Source organism: Pseudomonas paracarnis (genome assembly GCF_904063055.1).
GTDB classification, from domain to species: Bacteria; Pseudomonadota; Gammaproteobacteria; order Pseudomonadales; family Pseudomonadaceae; genus Aquipseudomonas; species Aquipseudomonas paracarnis.
Genome location: NZ_CAJFCN010000009.1, coordinates 56,587 through 72,588, shown reverse-complemented (window position 1 = coordinate 72,588; position 16,002 = coordinate 56,587). Strand labels below are relative to the sequence as shown.

The following is a 16,002-nucleotide window of genomic DNA, read 5'->3' as shown; positions in this document are numbered from 1 at the left end:
GGCAAGAGCGATGAAAAACGAAAGAACACGGAGTACGACATGAAAATTCTGGTCACCGGCGCAAGCGGCTTCATTGGCGGGCGCTTTGCGCGCTTCGCCCTTGAACAAGGCCTGGACGTGCGGGTCAACGGGCGGCGCGCCGAGGGTGTGGAGCACCTGGTACGGCGCGGTGCCGAGTTTATCCAGGGTGACTTGAATGATGCCGACCTGGTGCGCGACCTGTGCCGCGATGTTGAAGCCGTGGTGCATTGCGCCGGCGCCGTCGGGCTGTGGGGCAAGTATCAGGACTTCCACCAGAACAATGTGCTGGTCACCGAAAACGTCGTCGAGGCCTGCCTGAAACAGCGCGTCGGGCGCCTGGTGCACCTGTCGTCGCCGTCGATCTACTTTGACGGTCGCGACCATCTGGGGCTCACCGAAGAACAAGTGCCCAAGCGTTTCAAGCATCCCTATGCCGCCACCAAATACCTGGCTGAGCAGAAGGTCTTTGGCGCCCAAGAGTTCGGCCTGGAAGTGATAGCCCTGCGCCCACGATTTGTTACCGGGGCCGGCGATATGAGCATCTTCCCGCGCCTGCTGAAAATGCAGCGCAAGAACCGCCTGGCGATCGTCGGCGACGGCTTGAACAAAGTCGACTTCACCAGCGTGCATAACCTTAACGAGGCGCTGCTCAGCAGTTTGCTCGCCACTGGCTCGGCCCTGGGAAAAGCCTACAACATCAGCAACGGCGCACCGGTGCCGATCTGGGATGTGGTGAACTACGTGATGCGGCAAATGGAGCTGCCCCAGGTGACCCGTTACCGCTCCTACGGTGTGGCCTACAGCGTGGCGGCCCTGAATGAAGCCTTCTGCGCGATGTGGCCGGGGCGGCCGGAACCGGCGTTGTCGCGCCTGGGCATGCAGGTGATGAACAAAGATTTCACCCTCGACATCAGCCGCGCCAGGCATTATCTCGACTACGAGCCCAAAATCAGCCTGTGGGCCGCGCTCGACGAGTTCTGCAGCTGGTGGAAAGCCCAGGACCCGGGCCGCCAATAAGCTCATAAGCAGCAACACTTCGGGAACCCAATTCCAGGTTCCGAGTCGATCCATGCGCCGGGAGTGCGGTTTATACTTCTGCCGCTCGGCTTTGCAGCCAGCCATCTCATTGATTCAGGGTAGATTCATGCGTAACGATGCTAAAGACGACTTCGACAACGTTCCCAGCCTGCGGGCCGACCTTGGGGATGACGATGATTTCGTGCCGACCCCTGCGACGTCGGTGCGTTCGCGAACGACGCCCGTGGTCAAGGTCAAGAGCGCCAGCACTGGCCCGTTGTGGGCACTGGTCGGCGCGCTGTTGATTGCGTTTGCAGGCCTGGCTTGGTGGAGCTTCCAGCAGATTTCCCTGATGGGCCAGCAGTTGGTTGCCACCCAGGAAAGCTTTGCCCGCATCAGCGAGGAAGCGGCGGGGCGCCTGCAGGCGATTTCCGGCAAGGTCGTGGCCAGCGAAGCCAATGTGAACAACGGCAGCGAAGCGTTGAAGCTGCAGATCAAGCAACTCGAAGCCCAGTTGCAGGAACAGGGCAAGCAACAGTTGGGCGTCGCGGGTCAAGCCACCGAACTGGACAGCCGCCTGGCCCAGATGAGTGCCAGCACCGCCGAACTGACAGCGGCCAATACCAAGCTGCAAGGCCAGGTGCAGGCCCTTACTGACGCTGTCGCCAGCCTCACGGCAGCACAGGCCGAGACCAAGGGTCTGGCCACCGATGTGGCGGCCTTGAAGAAACAAGGCAACCCAAGCGCGGCCATCGCCCGTCTCGAGCAGGACTTGCTGGTGCTCAAGAGCGCTCAGGAAAACCAGCCGGCCAATATCGACGCGCCGACCAACAAGGAATTCGACGTGTTCCGCATCCAGACCACGCGCAATATCACCACCTTGCAGAGCCAGGTGCAGAACTTGAATCAGCGTCTCAATGCGCCTGCTGCGGCCACACCACTGGGTCAATGAACGCGAAATCGTCCTCTGTAGGAGCGAACAAGCTCGCTCCTACATGGATTGTCACCGCTCGGTGACATTTCTTCTCCCCTTCGTTACTTGCCCATCCCGCGCCCTTGTTTAGACTCCGGTCATCCCAAAAAAACAATAAGGGCCACCCATGACCACCCATCCACTGCCTGCCAGCAGTTGGCTGAATGCACCTGCCCATCACGCTTGGCTCGCCGCAGAAGGCCAGCGCCTGTTGGCGTTCGCCAAGGCATCGCGCCTGCCGGACGGTTTCGGCAACCTCGACGATAAAGGCCAGTTGCCGGCCACTGCCCGCGCCGAAACCATGAACACCGCGCGCATGACCCACAGCTTTGCCATGGCCCATGCCATGGGGTTGCCGGGTTATGCCGAGCTGGTGGCGCACGGTGTGGCAGCGCTCAGCGGCCCGCTGCGTGACAGTGAGCACGGTGGCTGGTTCGCCGCGCCCCAGGCGGCTGATGGCAACACCGGCAAGGCCGCCTACCTGCACGCCTTCGTGGCCCTTGCCGCCAGCTCTGCCGTAGTGGCCGGCGCGCCGGGTGCGCGCACATTAATGAACGACGCCGTCCATATCATCGACCAGTTCTTCTGGAGCGAAGAGGAGGGCGTCATGCTCGAATCCTTTGCCCGAGACTGGAGCGGCGTCGAAGCCTACCGTGGCGCCAACAGCAACATGCACGCCACCGAAGCTTTCCTGGCATTGGCCGATGTCAGTGGTGATACACGTTGGCTGGACCGTGCGCTGCGCATCGTTGAACGGGTGATCCATACTCATGCCGCTGGCAACCAGTTCATGGTCATCGAACATTTCGATACGCACTGGAAGCCGTTGCTCGGTTACAACCAAGACAACCCTTCCGATGGCTTTCGCCCTTACGGCATCACCCCAGGCCATGGTTTTGAATGGGCGCGGTTGCTGCTGCACCTGGAAGCTGCGCGCCTTGAGGCCAAGCTGGCCACGCCGGACTGGCTGGTGAGCGACGCCAAAGGCCTGTTCGCCAGTGCCTGCGAGTACGCCTGGGCGGTGGATGGTGCGCCGGGCCTTGTCTACACTTTGGATTGGAACCAACGCCCGGTAGTACGCGAGCGCCTGCACTGGACCCATGCCGAAGCCAGCGCCGCTGCTCAGGCGCTGCTCAAACGTACCGGTGAGCTGCATTACGAAACCTGGTACCGACGTTTCTGGGAGTTTTGCGAAACCCACTTCATCGACCGGCTCCAGGGCAGTTGGCACCACGAACTCAGCCCGCACAACCAACCCAGCAGTAATATCTGGGGCGGTAAACCTGACCTGTACCATGCCTGGCAAGCGGTAGTGCTGCCTGCACTGCCCTTGGCACCCAGCTTGGCCAGTGCATTGGGCGGCGGATGCTATGTCACCAAGTGGTGACATTTGTGCGTCCCTTTGTTACCTGCGCCCTGAAAATCCATGTTTAAACTCCGTGCAGCGCAAGCTCTAGACTTGCATGCATAACAACAAGAAAAGGTACTCAGATGAACGCGATTAATCGCCTCGCCGTCGCTATTTCCATTGCCTCGTTGTTCCCCCTCAGTGCATTTGCCGCCGACTCCAAAGGTACGGTGGAAGTGGTGCATTGGTGGACCTCCGGCGGTGAAAAAGCGGCTGTGGATGTCCTGAAGGCCCAAGTTGAGAAAGACGGCTTTACCTGGAAAGACGGTGCTGTAGCAGGCGGCGGTGGCGCCACTGCCATGACCGTGCTCAAAAGCCGCGCGGTTGCTGGTAACCCGCCAGGCGTTGCCCAGATCAAAGGACCCGACATCCAGGAATGGGCGTCGACTGGCCTGCTCGACACCGACGTACTCAAAGACGTCGCCAAAGAAGAAAAATGGGATTCGCTGCTCGACAAGAAAGTCTCCGACACCGTGAAATACGACGGTGACTACGTGGCAGTGCCGGTGAATATCCACCGCGTGAACTGGCTGTGGATCAACCCGGAAGTCTTCAAGAAAGCCGGCATCACCAAGAACCCAACCACCCTCGAAGAATTCTATGCAGCGGGCGACAAGCTCAAGGCTGCAGGCTTCATTGCGCTCGCCCACGGCGGCCAGCCTTGGCAGGACAGCACCGTGTTCGAAGCGGTGGTGCTCTCGGTGATGGGCGCCGATGGCTACAAGAAAGCCCTGGTCGACCTGGATAACGGCGCATTGACCGGCCCGGAAATGGTCAAGGCCCTCACTGAACTGAAGAAAGTCGCGACCTACATGGACGTCGACGGCAAGGGCCAGGACTGGAACCTGGAGGCTGGCAAGGTCATCAACGGCAAGGCCGGCATGCAGATCATGGGTGACTGGGCCAAGTCCGAATGGACTGCGGCCAAGAAAGTCGCCGGCAAGGATTATGAGTGCGTAGCGTTCCCGGGCACTGATAAAGCCTTCACCTACAACATCGACTCCCTGGCGGTGTTCAAGCAGAAAGACAAAGGCACTGCCGCGGGCCAGCAGGACATCGCCAAAGTGGTGCTGGGTGAAAACTTCCAGAAGGTGTTCAGCATCAACAAGGGCTCGATCCCTGTGCGTAACGACATGCTGACCAAGATGGAATCCTACGGCTTTGATTCCTGCGCCCAGACCGCCGCCAAAGACTTCCTGGCCGACGCAAAGACTGGCGGCCTGCAGCCAAGCATGGCGCACAACATGGCCACGACCCTGGCGGTACAGGGTGCGTTCTTTGATGTCGTGACCAACTTCATCAACGACCCGAAAGCCGACCCGGCCGATACCGCCAAGAAGCTGGGTGCTGCGATCAAGTCAGCCAAGTAAGACTTGGTAGCGGATTTTTGTGGGAGCCGGGCTTGCCCGTGATGCAGGCAACTCGGTGTGCCGGTTACACCGAGGTGATGCCATCGCAGCGGTGCGACGATTCGACAAGCCAGCTCCCACACAAACCGCGTTCGACAAGAGACTCACCTTGTAGTCCTTTTTCCCTGTACTGGATTTTCCCATGAGTTCTGTTGCTGTGTTCAGCAAGGCCTCGCCATTCGATGTGCTGCAGCGCTGGCTCCCTAAACTGGTGCTGGCGCCGAGCATGTTCATCGTGCTGGTGGGCTTTTATGGCTACATCCTGTGGACGTTCGTGCTGTCGTTCACCACCTCGACCTTCCTGCCCAGCTACAAATGGGCGGGCCTGGCGCAGTATCAGCGGCTGTTCGACAACGACCGCTGGTGGGTGGCGAGCAAGAACCTGGCCGTGTTCGGTGGCATGTTCATCGGTATCACCCTGGTGATCGGCGTGCTGCTGGCGATTTTCCTCGACCAGAAAATCCGCCGCGAAGGCTTTATCCGCACCATTTACCTGTACCCGATGGCGCTCTCCATGATCGTCACCGGTACCGCCTGGAAATGGTTGCTCAACCCGGGCATGGGCCTGGACAAACTCCTGCGGGACTGGGGCTGGGAAGGCTTCCGTCTCGATTGGCTGATCGACCCGGACCGCGTGGTCTACTGCCTGGTGATTGCCGCTGTGTGGCAAGCCTCCGGCTTTATCATGGCGATGTTCCTCGCTGGCCTGCGCGGTGTTGATCAGTCGATCATCCGCGCTGCGCAGATCGACGGCGCGAGCCTGCCGCGTATCTACTGGAGCGTGGTGCTGCCCAGCCTGCGTCCGGTGTTCTTCAGTGCGGTGATGATCCTGGCGCACATTGCGATCAAGAGCTTCGACCTGGTGGCGGCAATGACCGCAGGCGGCCCGGGCTACTCGTCCGACCTGCCGGCGATGTTCATGTACTCGTTCACCTTCAGTCGCGGCCAGATGGGCATGGGCTCGGCCAGTGCAATCCTGATGCTCGGTGCGATCCTCGCGATCATCGTGCCGTACCTGTATTCCGAGCTGAGGACCAAGCGTAATGACTAGTCTCGCCGCCAAACCTGCCATCAGCCTGAGCCGCATCGCGATCTACGCGGTGCTGATCCTGGCGGTGCTGCTGTACCTGGTGCCGCTGGTGGTGATGCTGCTCACCAGCTTCAAGACCCCGGAAGACATCAGCACCGGTAACCTGCTGAGCTGGCCCACCGTGGTCAGCGGCATCGGCTGGGTGAAAGCCTGGGCCACCGTGGATGGCTACTTCTGGAACTCGATCAAGATCACCGTTCCTGCTGTGCTGATCTCTACCGCTATCGGCGCCTTGAACGGCTACGTGCTGTCGTTCTGGCGCTTCCGCGGTTCGCAGCTGTTCTTTGGCCTGTTGCTGTTCGGCTGCTTCCTGCCGTTCCAGACCGTGTTGCTGCCCGCGTCGTTCACCCTCGGCAAGATGGGCCTGGCCAGCACCACCACCGGCCTGGTGTTTATCCACGTGGTCTACGGCCTGGCGTTCACCACGCTGTTCTTCCGTAACTACTACGTGAGCATCCCGGATGCGCTGATCAAGGCAGCACGCCTGGACGGAGCGGGGTTCTTCACCATCTTCCGCCGGATCATCCTGCCGATGTCGACGCCGATCATCATGGTCTGCCTGATCTGGCAGTTCACCCAGATCTGGAACGACTTCCTGTTCGGCGTGGTGTTCTCCAGTGGCGACTCCCAGCCCATCACGGTGGCGCTGAACAACCTGGTCAACACCAGTACCGGGGCCAAGGAATATAACGTGGATATGGCGGCGGCGATGATCGCCGGGCTGCCGACCCTGCTGGTCTATGTGATCGCAGGCAAGTATTTCGTGCGCGGCCTTACGGCTGGCGCGGTCAAGGGGTAATCATGGCTACGCTTGAACTTCGCAATGTAAACAAGACCTATGGCGCCGGCCTGCCCGACACCTTGAAGAACATCGAACTGTCGATCAAGGAAGGCGAGTTCCTCATCCTGGTCGGCCCGTCGGGCTGTGGTAAATCCACGCTGATGAACTGCATCGCTGGCCTTGAGACCATCACCGGCGGCGCGATCATGATCGGTGATCAAGACGTGAGCGGCATGAGCCCCAAGGACCGTGACATCGCCATGGTGTTCCAGTCCTACGCGCTGTACCCGACCATGAGCGTGCGCGAGAACATCGAGTTCGGCCTCAAGATCCGCAAGATGCCGCAAGCCGACATCGACGCCGAAGTGGCGCGCGTGGCCAAGTTGCTGCAGATCGAACACCTGCTCAACCGCAAGCCGGGCCAGTTGTCCGGTGGACAGCAACAGCGCGTGGCCATGGGCCGTGCCCTGGCGCGCCGGCCGAAGATCTACCTGTTCGACGAACCGCTGTCCAACCTCGACGCCAAGCTGCGCGTCGAGATGCGTACCGAAATGAAGCTGATGCACCAGCGTCTGAAAACCACCACCGTCTACGTGACCCACGACCAGATCGAAGCGATGACCCTGGGCGACAAAGTGGCGGTGATGAAGGACGGGATCATCCAGCAATTCGGCACGCCAAAAGAAATTTACAACGACCCTGCCAACCTGTTTGTGGCAAGCTTTATCGGTTCACCACCGATGAACTTCGTTCCCATGCGCCTAAAACGCCAGAACGGTGATCTGGTGGCGGTGCTCGACAGCGGCCAGGCCCGTTGCGAGTTGGCGTTGGGCATGAATGACGCCGGGCTGGAAGACCGCGATGTGATCCTGGGCCTGCGTCCGGAGCAGATCGTGCTGGCAGCGGGCGAGGGTAATGGCTCGTCGAGCATTCGTGCCGAAGTCCAGGTCACCGAGCCGACCGGCCCGGACACCCTGGTGTTTGTGCAGCTCAACGACACCAAGGTCTGCTGCCGTTTGGCGCCGGACGTGGCACCGCAAGTGGGCGAGACCCTGACCTTGCAGTTCGACCCGGCCAAGGTATTGCTGTTTGACGCCAAGACCGGTGAGCGGTTGGGCGCAGTGGCTTCATTGCCGGCACAGGGGCATGCCGACAATGTGACCCAGTTCAAGGGCCGTTAAGCAAGATAAGTGATTGTTTTAATTAAAAAATGTAACCCGCGTTAGATAAAAACAGTTTAATAACAATAAAGACGAGGATGTAGGGATGAAAAAGCAACACAACAACACCCGGCTGATCTGCCAACTGTCAGCGGCAGCAGCCCTTGTATTGTCCGCCAACGCGATGGCGGCCGATGCATTCAGCGCTGATTCCAAGTGGATGACCGGCGATTGGGGCGGCGAGCGTACCAAGCTGATCGAGCAAGGTATCGACATCAAGGCCGACTACGTGGGCGAGATGGGCTACAACGCCCACGGCGGCTACAACGACGACAAGACCGGTCGTTACTCCGACCAGTTCGGTCTGGGCGTGGCACTGGACCTGCAAAAACTGTGGGGCTGGGATAACACCCAGGCCAAGATCCAGTTGACCAACCGTAATGGCGAAAATATCTCCAATGACCGCATTGGCGATCCGCGTGCCGGCACCTTGAGTTCGTCGCAAGAAGTGTATGGCCGTGGCCATATGGTGCGTCTGACCCAACTGTGGATCCAGCACCAGTTCCTCGATGGCAAGCTGGACGTCAAAGCCGGTTACTTCGGTGAAGGCGAAGACTTCAACACCTTCCCGTGCGAATTCCAGAACCTGGCGTTCTGTGGTTCCCAAGTGGGTAACTGGGCCACCAACATCTGGTACAACTGGCCAGTCAGCCAAGCCGCCTTGCGTGTGAAATACCACATCACCCCTGAGCTGTATGCGCAAATTGGCGCGTACAACCAGAACCCGTCGCAAACCGAAATGGGCAACGGCTTCAAGCTCAGCGGTAGCGGCACCAAGGGCACCGTGTTGCCGGTTGAATTGGTCTGGTCGCCGAAGGTCAATGGCCTGCCGGGCGAATATCGTGTGGGTTATTACAAGAGCACGGCTGACGCCGATGATGTCCGTGAAGACGTCAACGGCGGCGATGCTGGTGCCACCGGCGATGCCTTGCGCGTTCGCAACAGCAAGAGCGGCTACTGGGGCGTGGTGCAACAGCAACTCACTACCCATAACGGGGATGCCTCCCGTGGTCTGAACGTTGCAGCCAACGTCACCTTCCACGACAAGGACACGAACTTCATCGACAACTACCAGTCGCTGATGTTTGTGTACAAAGGCCCATTCGATGCGCGTCCAAAAGATGACATCGGCATTGGTTTTGCCCGTATCCATGTCAACGATGATGTGAAGAAAACCGCAGAGCTGCGTAACGCAGCGGGTGGTTTCACTGACTACAGCCAGGCCGGTTACATGCCGCTGCAAGGTACTGAATACAACTACGAAATCAACTACGGCTTCCATGTTACTAACTGGCTGACCGTACGCCCTAACCTGCAATACATCACCCACCCAGGTGGTGTGGACCAAGTCGACAACGCCTTGGTCGCCGGCCTGAAAATTCAGTCTACGTTCTAACGCTGTTGCGATAAGCTCCTCTCTCTGTGCGCATTTGCGGGTAGCCATGGCTATCCGCTTTTTTTTGCGTGGCACTGTGATATTCGGGACCTGGCACATGCACGAGCAACCGCTGCAACGCTTTTTCAAATCCCTGCGCGAGCGTCCGGTGTTCGCCTGGGAGCGCTTTCAGATGCGCGATGTGTTGGTGATCGACCATCCGCTGTGCCAGGCGGTGTTCAGTCGCCAGGGTGCGCAATTGCTGCACTTTCAACCCACCGGCCAAAAGCCGTGGCTGTGGTGTGCCGCCAAATGGCCGCAAGTCGGGGCTATCCGTGGTGGCGTACCGGTGTGCTGGCCGTGGTATGGCCGTCACCCCAGCGAAAATGCCTGGCCTTCCCACGGTTGGGCCCGCTTGATCGACTGGAAACTGCTCGACAGCAGCACTGACGATGACGGCGTGCGCCTGCACTGGCAATTGCAACTGTGCGACTGGCAGGTGGACTTGCACGCACACTTGGGCGAAACCCTGGAACTGCGCCTGAGCACCGAGCATCACGACGAGCTGCCGTGCCAGTTGAGCCATGCATTGCACGCTTACTGGCGTATTGGTCACGTTGACGAGGTAGCGCTGTCTGGGCTCGAAGGGGCGCAGGGTTATGACCAGCTCAATCGCCAGGTTTGCCAGCAGGAAGGCGAATTGCGGGTCGATGGCGGATGCCAGCGGGTGTTCCAGCATGAGGGCGAACTGCAGCTCAAGGACCACGCCTGGCAGCGTGAACTGTGCATCGACACCGGCGACAGCGCCGACACGGTGGTGTGGCACCCGGGCAGCCGGCCGCTGTTGGGCGTGAGCTTTAACGAAGCGTCGGGGTTTGTGTGTGTGGAGGCGGCGATGGCGGCGGCGAGCCTGGCGCCGGGGGAGAGGGCGCATTTGAGTTTGCAGGCCAGGGCAGGGGTTTAGCGGTGTGGCTGATGGCGCTATCGCAGGCAAGCCAGCTCCCACAGGGGAATGCATTCCAAATGTGGGAGCTGGCTTGCCTGCGATAGCGCCGGTACTGCTGGTAGAGCTGCCTGCTAGTTGAACTCATCCCCCACCGGATATCGGCTGTCATTCAAGCTCTCTTTGATCTTGCGCAAATGCGGCTGGAAATCCACTCCGCGACGCAGGGTCATACCCGTTGCCAACACGTCCAATACCGTCAATTGGATAATCCGAGAAGTCATCGGCATGTAGATATCCGTGTCTTCCGGCAGCGGGATGTTCAGGCTCACCGTACTGGCTTTGGCCAGCGGCGAGTTTTCGGCGGTCACGCCCAGCACCGACGCACCGTTTTCCCGAGCGATACGCGCCACTTCCACCAGTTCGCGGGTACGGCCGGTGTAGGAAATGATCACGAACAACTCACCGGTGTGCGCCACCGAGGCGATCATGCGTTGCATCAGCACGTCGGCGTGGGCGGTCACTGCCAGGTTGAAGCGGAAGAACTTGTGCAACGCATCCATGGCCACCGGGGCTGAGGCGCCGAGGCCAAAGAAGTGGATCTGCCGTGCCTGGATCAACAAGTCCACGGCCTTGCTGATCAGCGCCGGGTCCAGGGCCTGGCAGGCACTGTCCAAGGAGGCAATGGCGCTGCCAAAGATCTTCTGGGTGTAGGCCTCGGGGTTATCATCGGCCTCCACGGCGCGGCTGACATACGCGGCGCCACTGGCCAGGCTTTGCGCCAACTGCAATTTGAGTTCAGGGTAACCGCTGACACCGAACGAACGGCAGAAGCGGTTGACCGTCGGTTCACTGACCGAGGCGGCCTGGGCGAGGGCGGCGATCGAGAAGCGTGTGGCCTGCTGCGGGTTGAGCAGGATCACTTCAGCGACTTTGCGCTCGGCCTTGTTCAATTCTTCGAGGCGGTTCCGGATCTGTTCCAGAAGATTTCGCACGCGGTCCATTCAGTCTTTCCTTCGGGCGACGATGCAAATAAAAAGGCGGTAACCAATCGATGAGTGGCTTTTCGCGGTGGCCTATCCTACTGAGGGTAGCTGAACACCACCACTCGCAATGCGTATTTCGGGAAAATGTTGTGGTTATTACTACATTTTTCCTTGAGTGATGCCTTGAAAAAAGGTATTTGTAGCTTAACTTGATAAAAGAACAAACATCATGCCTTCGATAACCGTGGAACCCTGCACCTTTGCCCTGTTTGGCGCCTTGGGTGATCTGGCGCTGCGCAAGTTATTTCCTGCCCTTTATCAACTCGATGGCGCCGGGTTGCTGCACGACGACACACGCATCCTGGCCCTGGCCCGTGAAGCCGGCTCCGAGCAGCAACACCTGGCCCATATCGAAAAAGAATTGCGTAAATACGTCGGCAAGGAACTCGACGAGGCCGTGGCCCAGCGTTTCCTCGCGCGCCTTTCGTATGTGCATGTCGACTTCATGAAGGCTGACGACTACGTTGCCCTGGCCGAAAAAGCCGGCAGCGATCAACGCCTGATTGCCTACTTCGCCACCCCGGCGGCGGTGTACGGCGCGATCTGCGAAAACCTGTCCAAGGTTGGCCTGGCGGAAAATACCCGCGTAGTGCTGGAAAAACCCATCGGTTCGGACCTGGAGTCATCGCGCAAGGTCAACGACGCCGTGGCGCAGTTTTTCCCGGAAAACCGCACCTACCGCATCGACCACTACCTGGGCAAAGAGACGGTGCAGAACCTGATTGCCCTGCGTTTCGCCAACAGCCTGTTCGAAACCCAGTGGAACCAGAACTACATCTCTCACGTGGAAATCACCGTGGCCGAGCAGGTTGGCATCGAAGGCCGTTGGGGTTACTTCGACAAGGCCGGCCAGCTGCGCGACATGATCCAGAACCACCTGTTGCAGCTGCTGTGCCTGATTGCCATGGACCCGCCGGCCGACCTGTCCGCCGACAGCATCCGTGACGAGAAGGTCAAGGTGCTCAAGGCCCTGGCGCCGATCAGCCCCGAAGGCCTGACCACCCAAGTAGTCCGTGGCCAGTACATCGCCGGCTACAGCGCTGGTAAAGCCGTGCCGGGTTACCTGGAAGAAGACAATTCCAACACCCAGAGCGACACCGAAACCTTCGTCGCCCTGCGTGCCGATATCCGCAACTGGCGTTGGGCCGGGGTGCCGTTCTACCTGCGTACCGGCAAGCGCATGCCGCAAAAGCTGTCGCAGATCGTCATCCATTTCAAGGAACCATCCCACTATATCTTCGCCCCCGAGCAGCGCTTGCAGATCAGCAACAAGCTGATCATCCGCCTGCAGCCGGACGAAGGTATTTCCCTGCGTGTGATGACCAAGGAACAGGGCCTGGACAAAGGCATGCAACTGCGCAGCGGGCCACTGCAATTGAATTTTTCCGACACCTATCGCAGCGCACGCATCCCCGATGCCTACGAGCGATTGTTGCTGGAAGTGATGCGCGGCAATCAGAACCTGTTTGTTCGCAAAGATGAAATCGAAGCCGCGTGGAAGTGGTGTGACCAGTTGATCGCCGGGTGGAAAAAATCCGGTGATGCGCCTAAGCCGTATGCGGCGGGGTCCTGGGGGCCGATGAGCTCCATTGCACTGATTACGCGGGATGGGAGGTCGTGGTATGGCGATATCTGAATTGAAACTGCCTCAGGGCGTCGCTGCCCATGAGTACCGTACGCCTGCGCTGCTGGCCGATGGCCTGGCCAATGACGTGGCCGAACAACTGCGCGCGGCCATCAGTGCCCGTGGCGAGGCGACGTTGGTGGTGTCCGGTGGCCGCAGCCCCGTGGCGTTTTTCCAGAACCTGGCCAAGCAGGGCCTGGACTGGTCCAAGGTCACCATCACCCTGGCCGATGAGCGCTGGGTGCCGGTCGAACACGCGGACAGCAATGCCGGCCTGTTGAAGCAACACTTGCTGCAAGGCCCGGCGGCCAAGGCGAAGTTCTTGAGCCTGTACAGCCCTGCCGCCAACCTTGAAGACGCTGCCGAGCAGGCCGATCGCCTGCTGGCCGAGCTGCCTGCCATTGATGTGCTGGTGCTGGGCATGGGCGATGACGGTCACACTGCCTCGCTGTTCCCCAACAGTCCCAACCTGGCTGAAGCCCTGAAGCCCGACGGTACCCGCCGTTGCTGGCCGATGCTGGCACCGACCGTGCCGCACCAGCGCCTGACCATGAGTCGCGCGCTGTTGGCGACGGCCAACTACACCGTGCTGTCGATTTCCGGCAGTTCGAAATTGACCACCTTGAGCGCCGCCCTGGCCAGCAACGATGTTGCTGCCATGCCGATTCGCGCGTTTTTGCAACCTACTCTAGAGATTTACTGGTGTCCATGAGCCAAGGATCAGCCGCTATGAAAAGCCCCCAATCGACCGTGTCCATGGCGGATAAAGTTGCCTTGATCGACAGCCTCTGCGCCAAGGCGCGGATCCTGCCGGTGATCACCATCGCCCGCGAACAGGACATCCTGCCGTTGGCCGACGCCCTGGCCGCTGGCGGTTTGACCGCGCTGGAAGTGACCCTGCGTTCCGAGTTCGGCCTCAAGGCCATTCAGGTCTTGCGCGAGCAACGTCCTGAGCTGTGCACCGGTGCCGGTACCGTGCTCGATCGTCACATGCTCGAAGCGGCCGAAGTGGCGGGCTCGCAATTTATCGTCACCCCTGGCATCACCCGCGACCTGCTGGAAGCCTCGGTGCACAGCCCGATCCCGCTGCTGCCGGGCATCAGCAACGCCTCCGGCATCATGGAAGGCTACGGCCTGGGTTATCGCCGCTTCAAACTGTTCCCGGCTGAAGTCAGCGGTGGTGTTGCTGCCATCAAGGCGCTCGGCGGCCCGTTCGGCGAAGTCAAATTCTGCCCGACTGGCGGTGTTGGCCCAGCCAACATCAAGAGCTACATGGCGTTGAAAAACGTGATGTGCGTGGGGGGCAGCTGGATGCTGGATCCGGAGTGGGTCAAGAACGGCGACTGGGCGCGTATCCAGGAAGTCACTGCCCAGGCGCTGGCGCTGCTGGACTGAACGGATTTATCGAATCGTTGTTGCTGTGCTTAACGGCATTTTTGCGGCGCACTTGGTCGGTGTGCCGCTTTTTTTTGCCTGTAGAAAAACCTCAAGCACATCGCCGCTCTGAAGGTGGGAGCTGGCTTGCCTGCGATAGCCATTTATCAGTTAGCCCATCTTTGGCTGATACACCGTTATCGCAGGCAAGCCCGCTCCCACAGTTTTAAACGGTGTTTAGTTTGGTGATCGCGTGGACTAGCGCATTGATGTCCGCCGCCGACGTCACCAGCCCCGGCGTCACCCGGATACAGGTGCCAAACGCTGCCCCCGTGCGCGTAGTGGTGAACAGGCCGTGCTCCTTGAGCAACCTGTCCACCATCGCCTGCTGATCACGCCCGATAAACTTGAAGGCGGTGATCCCGCAATACAGTCGCGGGTCATCCGAAGTCAGCACTTCGATCCCCGCCAACGGCCGCACCTGGTTCACCCACAGGTTGCGCAGGTAATTGACGCGTGCGCCCTTGGCTGCAGCGCCCCCCAATTGTCGATGCTCTTCAAACACCAGAGGCAAGGTCATCAGCGCCGGAAAGTTCGGCGTGCTGTAGGACGTACGCGCTCGCACATCGGTGTCTGGGTAATGGAACTCGCCCATATCCGGGTCGATATCGGCCAGGCGCTCCGGTGCGATGTACAAAAAGCCCAGGGTCAACGGCGCGCCGATCCACTTGTGCAGGTTGAAGCCTGCGAACTGAATGCCCAGTTCGGCCAGGTTGAATTCGATCTGGCCCAAGGCGTGGGCGCCGTCGAGGATCACGTCGATTCCTCGTTCGCGCGCTGCCTTGGCAATGGCCGCAACCGGCATGACCAGGCCCGTACGGTGGGTCACATGGGTCAAGGCCATTAATTTCAGGCGCGGGTACTGCACAAACGCATCGTGATAAGTCTGCACCAAGCTGTCGAAACGGGCCGGGTGGGTGTGGGCCACCTCTATGACTTCCACGCCGCGAGTCGCTGCCAGCCAGCGCATGGCGCCTTTGACTGTGTCGTATTCCAGATCAGTGATCAGCACCTGGTCGCCCGGTTGCAGGCGGTTGTAGTTGCGGATCAGCGACTGCAAGGCTTCGGTGGCGTTACGGGTGAAAGCGACCGACTCGGGGTCGACAGCAATCAACCCGGCCAACTGGCGGCGTATCTCGTTGTTTTCACCCTGTTCAAAACGCTGGCGCACATGCACAGCGTTGCTGCGGTTGATAAAGCTGATGTGCTCAAGGTATTGGGCCTGCACCGCCCGGCTCATGCGCCCGAAGTAGCCGTTTTCCAGGTTGATCGGGCCGGGCTCGCACTCGTAACGCTGAGCGATGGCCTGCCAGTGCGCTTCGTTATCGGCATTCCTTGGCATGGTGGGTCTCCTAGTGGCGGGGGGCGGGTCTGCCGTGTTTGGCGCGCAGTGGTTCGAGCAATTCGGACAGACCGTTGTGGTCGATTTCCTGCATCAACGCCAGCAAACCGCCCAGTTCCCCGTGGGGGAAACCTTCACGGGCGAACCAATTCAGGTAGGGCCCAGGCAGGTCGGCAATGATCCGGCCTTTGTATTTGCCGAAGGGCATTTGGCGGGTGATGAGCAGTTCGAGTTTTTCGGGATTCATGAGCGTCGCAGGGTTGAGGCCAGGCTTTCGAAAATACAGGCATTCTGCATGAAGGCCAAATGACAGATCATG

General features: G+C 59.8%; 15 protein-coding genes. 12 read left to right on the top strand and 3 right to left on the bottom strand.

The window, feature by feature from the left end; translation table 11 throughout:
• Positions 1-39: 39 nt before the first annotated feature.
• From JMV15_RS19460 to JMV15_RS19420, 9 genes are all read left to right on the top strand, one after another.
• The gene (locus JMV15_RS19460) at positions 40-1,038 is read left to right on the top strand and encodes an NAD-dependent epimerase/dehydratase family protein (protein WP_014719669.1); all 999 of its coding nucleotides are present in this window, start codon (positions 40-42) and stop codon (positions 1,036-1,038) included.
• 127 nt (positions 1,039-1,165) lie between these two features.
• Entirely contained in the window at positions 1,166-1,990 is an 825-nt protein-coding gene (locus JMV15_RS19455; protein WP_014719668.1) for a coiled-coil domain-containing protein, read from the top strand.
• A 148-nt stretch (positions 1,991-2,138) separates the two neighbouring features.
• The gene (locus tag JMV15_RS19450) at positions 2,139-3,398 is read left to right on the top strand and encodes a D-mannose isomerase (RefSeq protein WP_014719667.1); all 1,260 of its coding nucleotides are present in this window, start codon (positions 2,139-2,141) and stop codon (positions 3,396-3,398) included.
• Positions 3,399-3,502: 104 nt separating this feature from the next.
• A complete protein-coding gene (locus tag JMV15_RS19445; protein ID WP_003193767.1) occupies positions 3,503-4,789 on the top strand; it encodes an ABC transporter substrate-binding protein in 1,287 nt (428 codons plus the stop codon).
• Positions 4,790-4,970: 181 nt separating this feature from the next.
• Positions 4,971-5,879, top strand: coding sequence for a carbohydrate ABC transporter permease (locus JMV15_RS19440; RefSeq protein ID WP_003193765.1), 909 nt, complete (start codon positions 4,971-4,973; stop codon positions 5,877-5,879).
• Positions 5,872-6,717 carry a carbohydrate ABC transporter permease gene (locus JMV15_RS19435; protein WP_003193763.1) on the top strand — a complete coding sequence of 282 codons (846 nt, stop codon included), beginning with the start codon at positions 5,872-5,874 and terminating at the stop codon, positions 6,715-6,717. The genes JMV15_RS19440 and JMV15_RS19435 overlap by 8 nt, the downstream gene beginning before the upstream one ends.
• Positions 6,718-6,719: 2 nt before the next feature.
• The gene (locus JMV15_RS19430) at positions 6,720-7,880 is read left to right on the top strand and encodes an ABC transporter ATP-binding protein (protein ID WP_014719666.1); all 1,161 of its coding nucleotides are present in this window, start codon (positions 6,720-6,722) and stop codon (positions 7,878-7,880) included.
• A gap of 85 nt (positions 7,881-7,965) precedes the next feature.
• The gene (locus JMV15_RS19425; RefSeq protein ID WP_014719665.1) at positions 7,966-9,315 is read left to right on the top strand and encodes a carbohydrate porin; all 1,350 of its coding nucleotides are present in this window, start codon (positions 7,966-7,968) and stop codon (positions 9,313-9,315) included.
• 97 nt (positions 9,316-9,412) lie between these two features.
• Positions 9,413-10,258 (top strand): D-hexose-6-phosphate mutarotase, encoded by an 846-nt coding sequence (locus tag JMV15_RS19420; RefSeq protein ID WP_014719664.1) that lies wholly within the window; start codon positions 9,413-9,415, stop codon positions 10,256-10,258.
• Between the two features lie 113 nt (positions 10,259-10,371).
• On the opposite strand, the gene JMV15_RS19415 is transcribed toward JMV15_RS19420, so the two are convergent.
• Positions 10,372-11,232 (bottom strand): MurR/RpiR family transcriptional regulator, encoded by an 861-nt coding sequence (locus tag JMV15_RS19415; RefSeq protein ID WP_169856377.1) that lies wholly within the window; start codon positions 11,230-11,232, stop codon positions 10,372-10,374.
• A gap of 220 nt (positions 11,233-11,452) precedes the next feature.
• Between JMV15_RS19415 and zwf the strand changes: the two genes are divergently transcribed.
• From zwf to JMV15_RS19400, 3 genes are read left to right on the top strand one after another with little or no spacing between them, the layout of a single operon-like run.
• Positions 11,453-12,919, top strand: coding sequence for a glucose-6-phosphate dehydrogenase (gene zwf / locus JMV15_RS19410; RefSeq protein ID WP_014719663.1), 1,467 nt, complete (start codon positions 11,453-11,455; stop codon positions 12,917-12,919).
• The gene (gene pgl / locus JMV15_RS19405) at positions 12,906-13,619 is read left to right on the top strand and encodes a 6-phosphogluconolactonase (protein WP_058409950.1); all 714 of its coding nucleotides are present in this window, start codon (positions 12,906-12,908) and stop codon (positions 13,617-13,619) included. Before zwf ends, pgl begins: the two co-directional genes overlap by 14 nt.
• 17 nt (positions 13,620-13,636) lie before the next feature.
• A complete protein-coding gene (locus tag JMV15_RS19400) occupies positions 13,637-14,302 on the top strand; it encodes a bifunctional 4-hydroxy-2-oxoglutarate aldolase/2-dehydro-3-deoxy-phosphogluconate aldolase (RefSeq protein ID WP_019819350.1) in 666 nt (221 codons plus the stop codon).
• 205 nt (positions 14,303-14,507) lie between these two features.
• Here the strand turns inward: JMV15_RS19400 and JMV15_RS19395 are convergent, their stop codons facing one another.
• The gene (locus tag JMV15_RS19395; protein WP_014719660.1) at positions 14,508-15,683 is read right to left on the bottom strand and encodes an aminotransferase class V-fold PLP-dependent enzyme; all 1,176 of its coding nucleotides are present in this window, start codon (positions 15,681-15,683) and stop codon (positions 14,508-14,510) included.
• Between the two features lie 10 nt (positions 15,684-15,693).
• Positions 15,694-15,930 (bottom strand): DUF3820 family protein, encoded by a 237-nt coding sequence (locus tag JMV15_RS19390; protein ID WP_003193750.1) that lies wholly within the window; start codon positions 15,928-15,930, stop codon positions 15,694-15,696.
• Positions 15,931-16,002 lie beyond the last annotated feature (72 nt).

Bases quoted from the DNA above. Each gene is read 5' to 3' on its own strand.
- pgl (WP_058409950.1), top strand. From the start codon at position 12,906: ATGGCGATATCTGAATTGAAACTGCCTCAGGGCGTCGCTGCCCATGAG.
- JMV15_RS19460 (WP_014719669.1), top strand. From the start codon at position 40: ATGAAAATTCTGGTCACCGGCGCAAGCGGCTTCATTGGCGGGCGCTTT.
- JMV15_RS19400 (WP_019819350.1), top strand. From the start codon at position 13,637: ATGAAAAGCCCCCAATCGACCGTGTCCATGGCGGATAAAGTTGCCTTG.
- JMV15_RS19440 (WP_003193765.1), top strand. From the start codon at position 4,971: ATGAGTTCTGTTGCTGTGTTCAGCAAGGCCTCGCCATTCGATGTGCTG.
- JMV15_RS19450 (WP_014719667.1), top strand. From the start codon at position 2,139: ATGACCACCCATCCACTGCCTGCCAGCAGTTGGCTGAATGCACCTGCC.
- JMV15_RS19420 (WP_014719664.1), top strand. From the start codon at position 9,413: ATGCACGAGCAACCGCTGCAACGCTTTTTCAAATCCCTGCGCGAGCGT.
- JMV15_RS19425 (WP_014719665.1), top strand. From the start codon at position 7,966: ATGAAAAAGCAACACAACAACACCCGGCTGATCTGCCAACTGTCAGCG.
- JMV15_RS19455 (WP_014719668.1), top strand. From the start codon at position 1,166: ATGCGTAACGATGCTAAAGACGACTTCGACAACGTTCCCAGCCTGCGG.
- JMV15_RS19435 (WP_003193763.1), top strand. From the start codon at position 5,872: ATGACTAGTCTCGCCGCCAAACCTGCCATCAGCCTGAGCCGCATCGCG.
- JMV15_RS19430 (WP_014719666.1), top strand. From the start codon at position 6,720: ATGGCTACGCTTGAACTTCGCAATGTAAACAAGACCTATGGCGCCGGC.
- zwf (WP_014719663.1), top strand. From the start codon at position 11,453: ATGCCTTCGATAACCGTGGAACCCTGCACCTTTGCCCTGTTTGGCGCC.
- JMV15_RS19445 (WP_003193767.1), top strand. From the start codon at position 3,503: ATGAACGCGATTAATCGCCTCGCCGTCGCTATTTCCATTGCCTCGTTG.
- JMV15_RS19395 (WP_014719660.1), bottom strand. From the start codon at position 15,683: ATGCCAAGGAATGCCGATAACGAAGCGCACTGGCAGGCCATCGCTCAG.
- JMV15_RS19390 (WP_003193750.1), bottom strand. From the start codon at position 15,930: ATGAATCCCGAAAAACTCGAACTGCTCATCACCCGCCAAATGCCCTTC.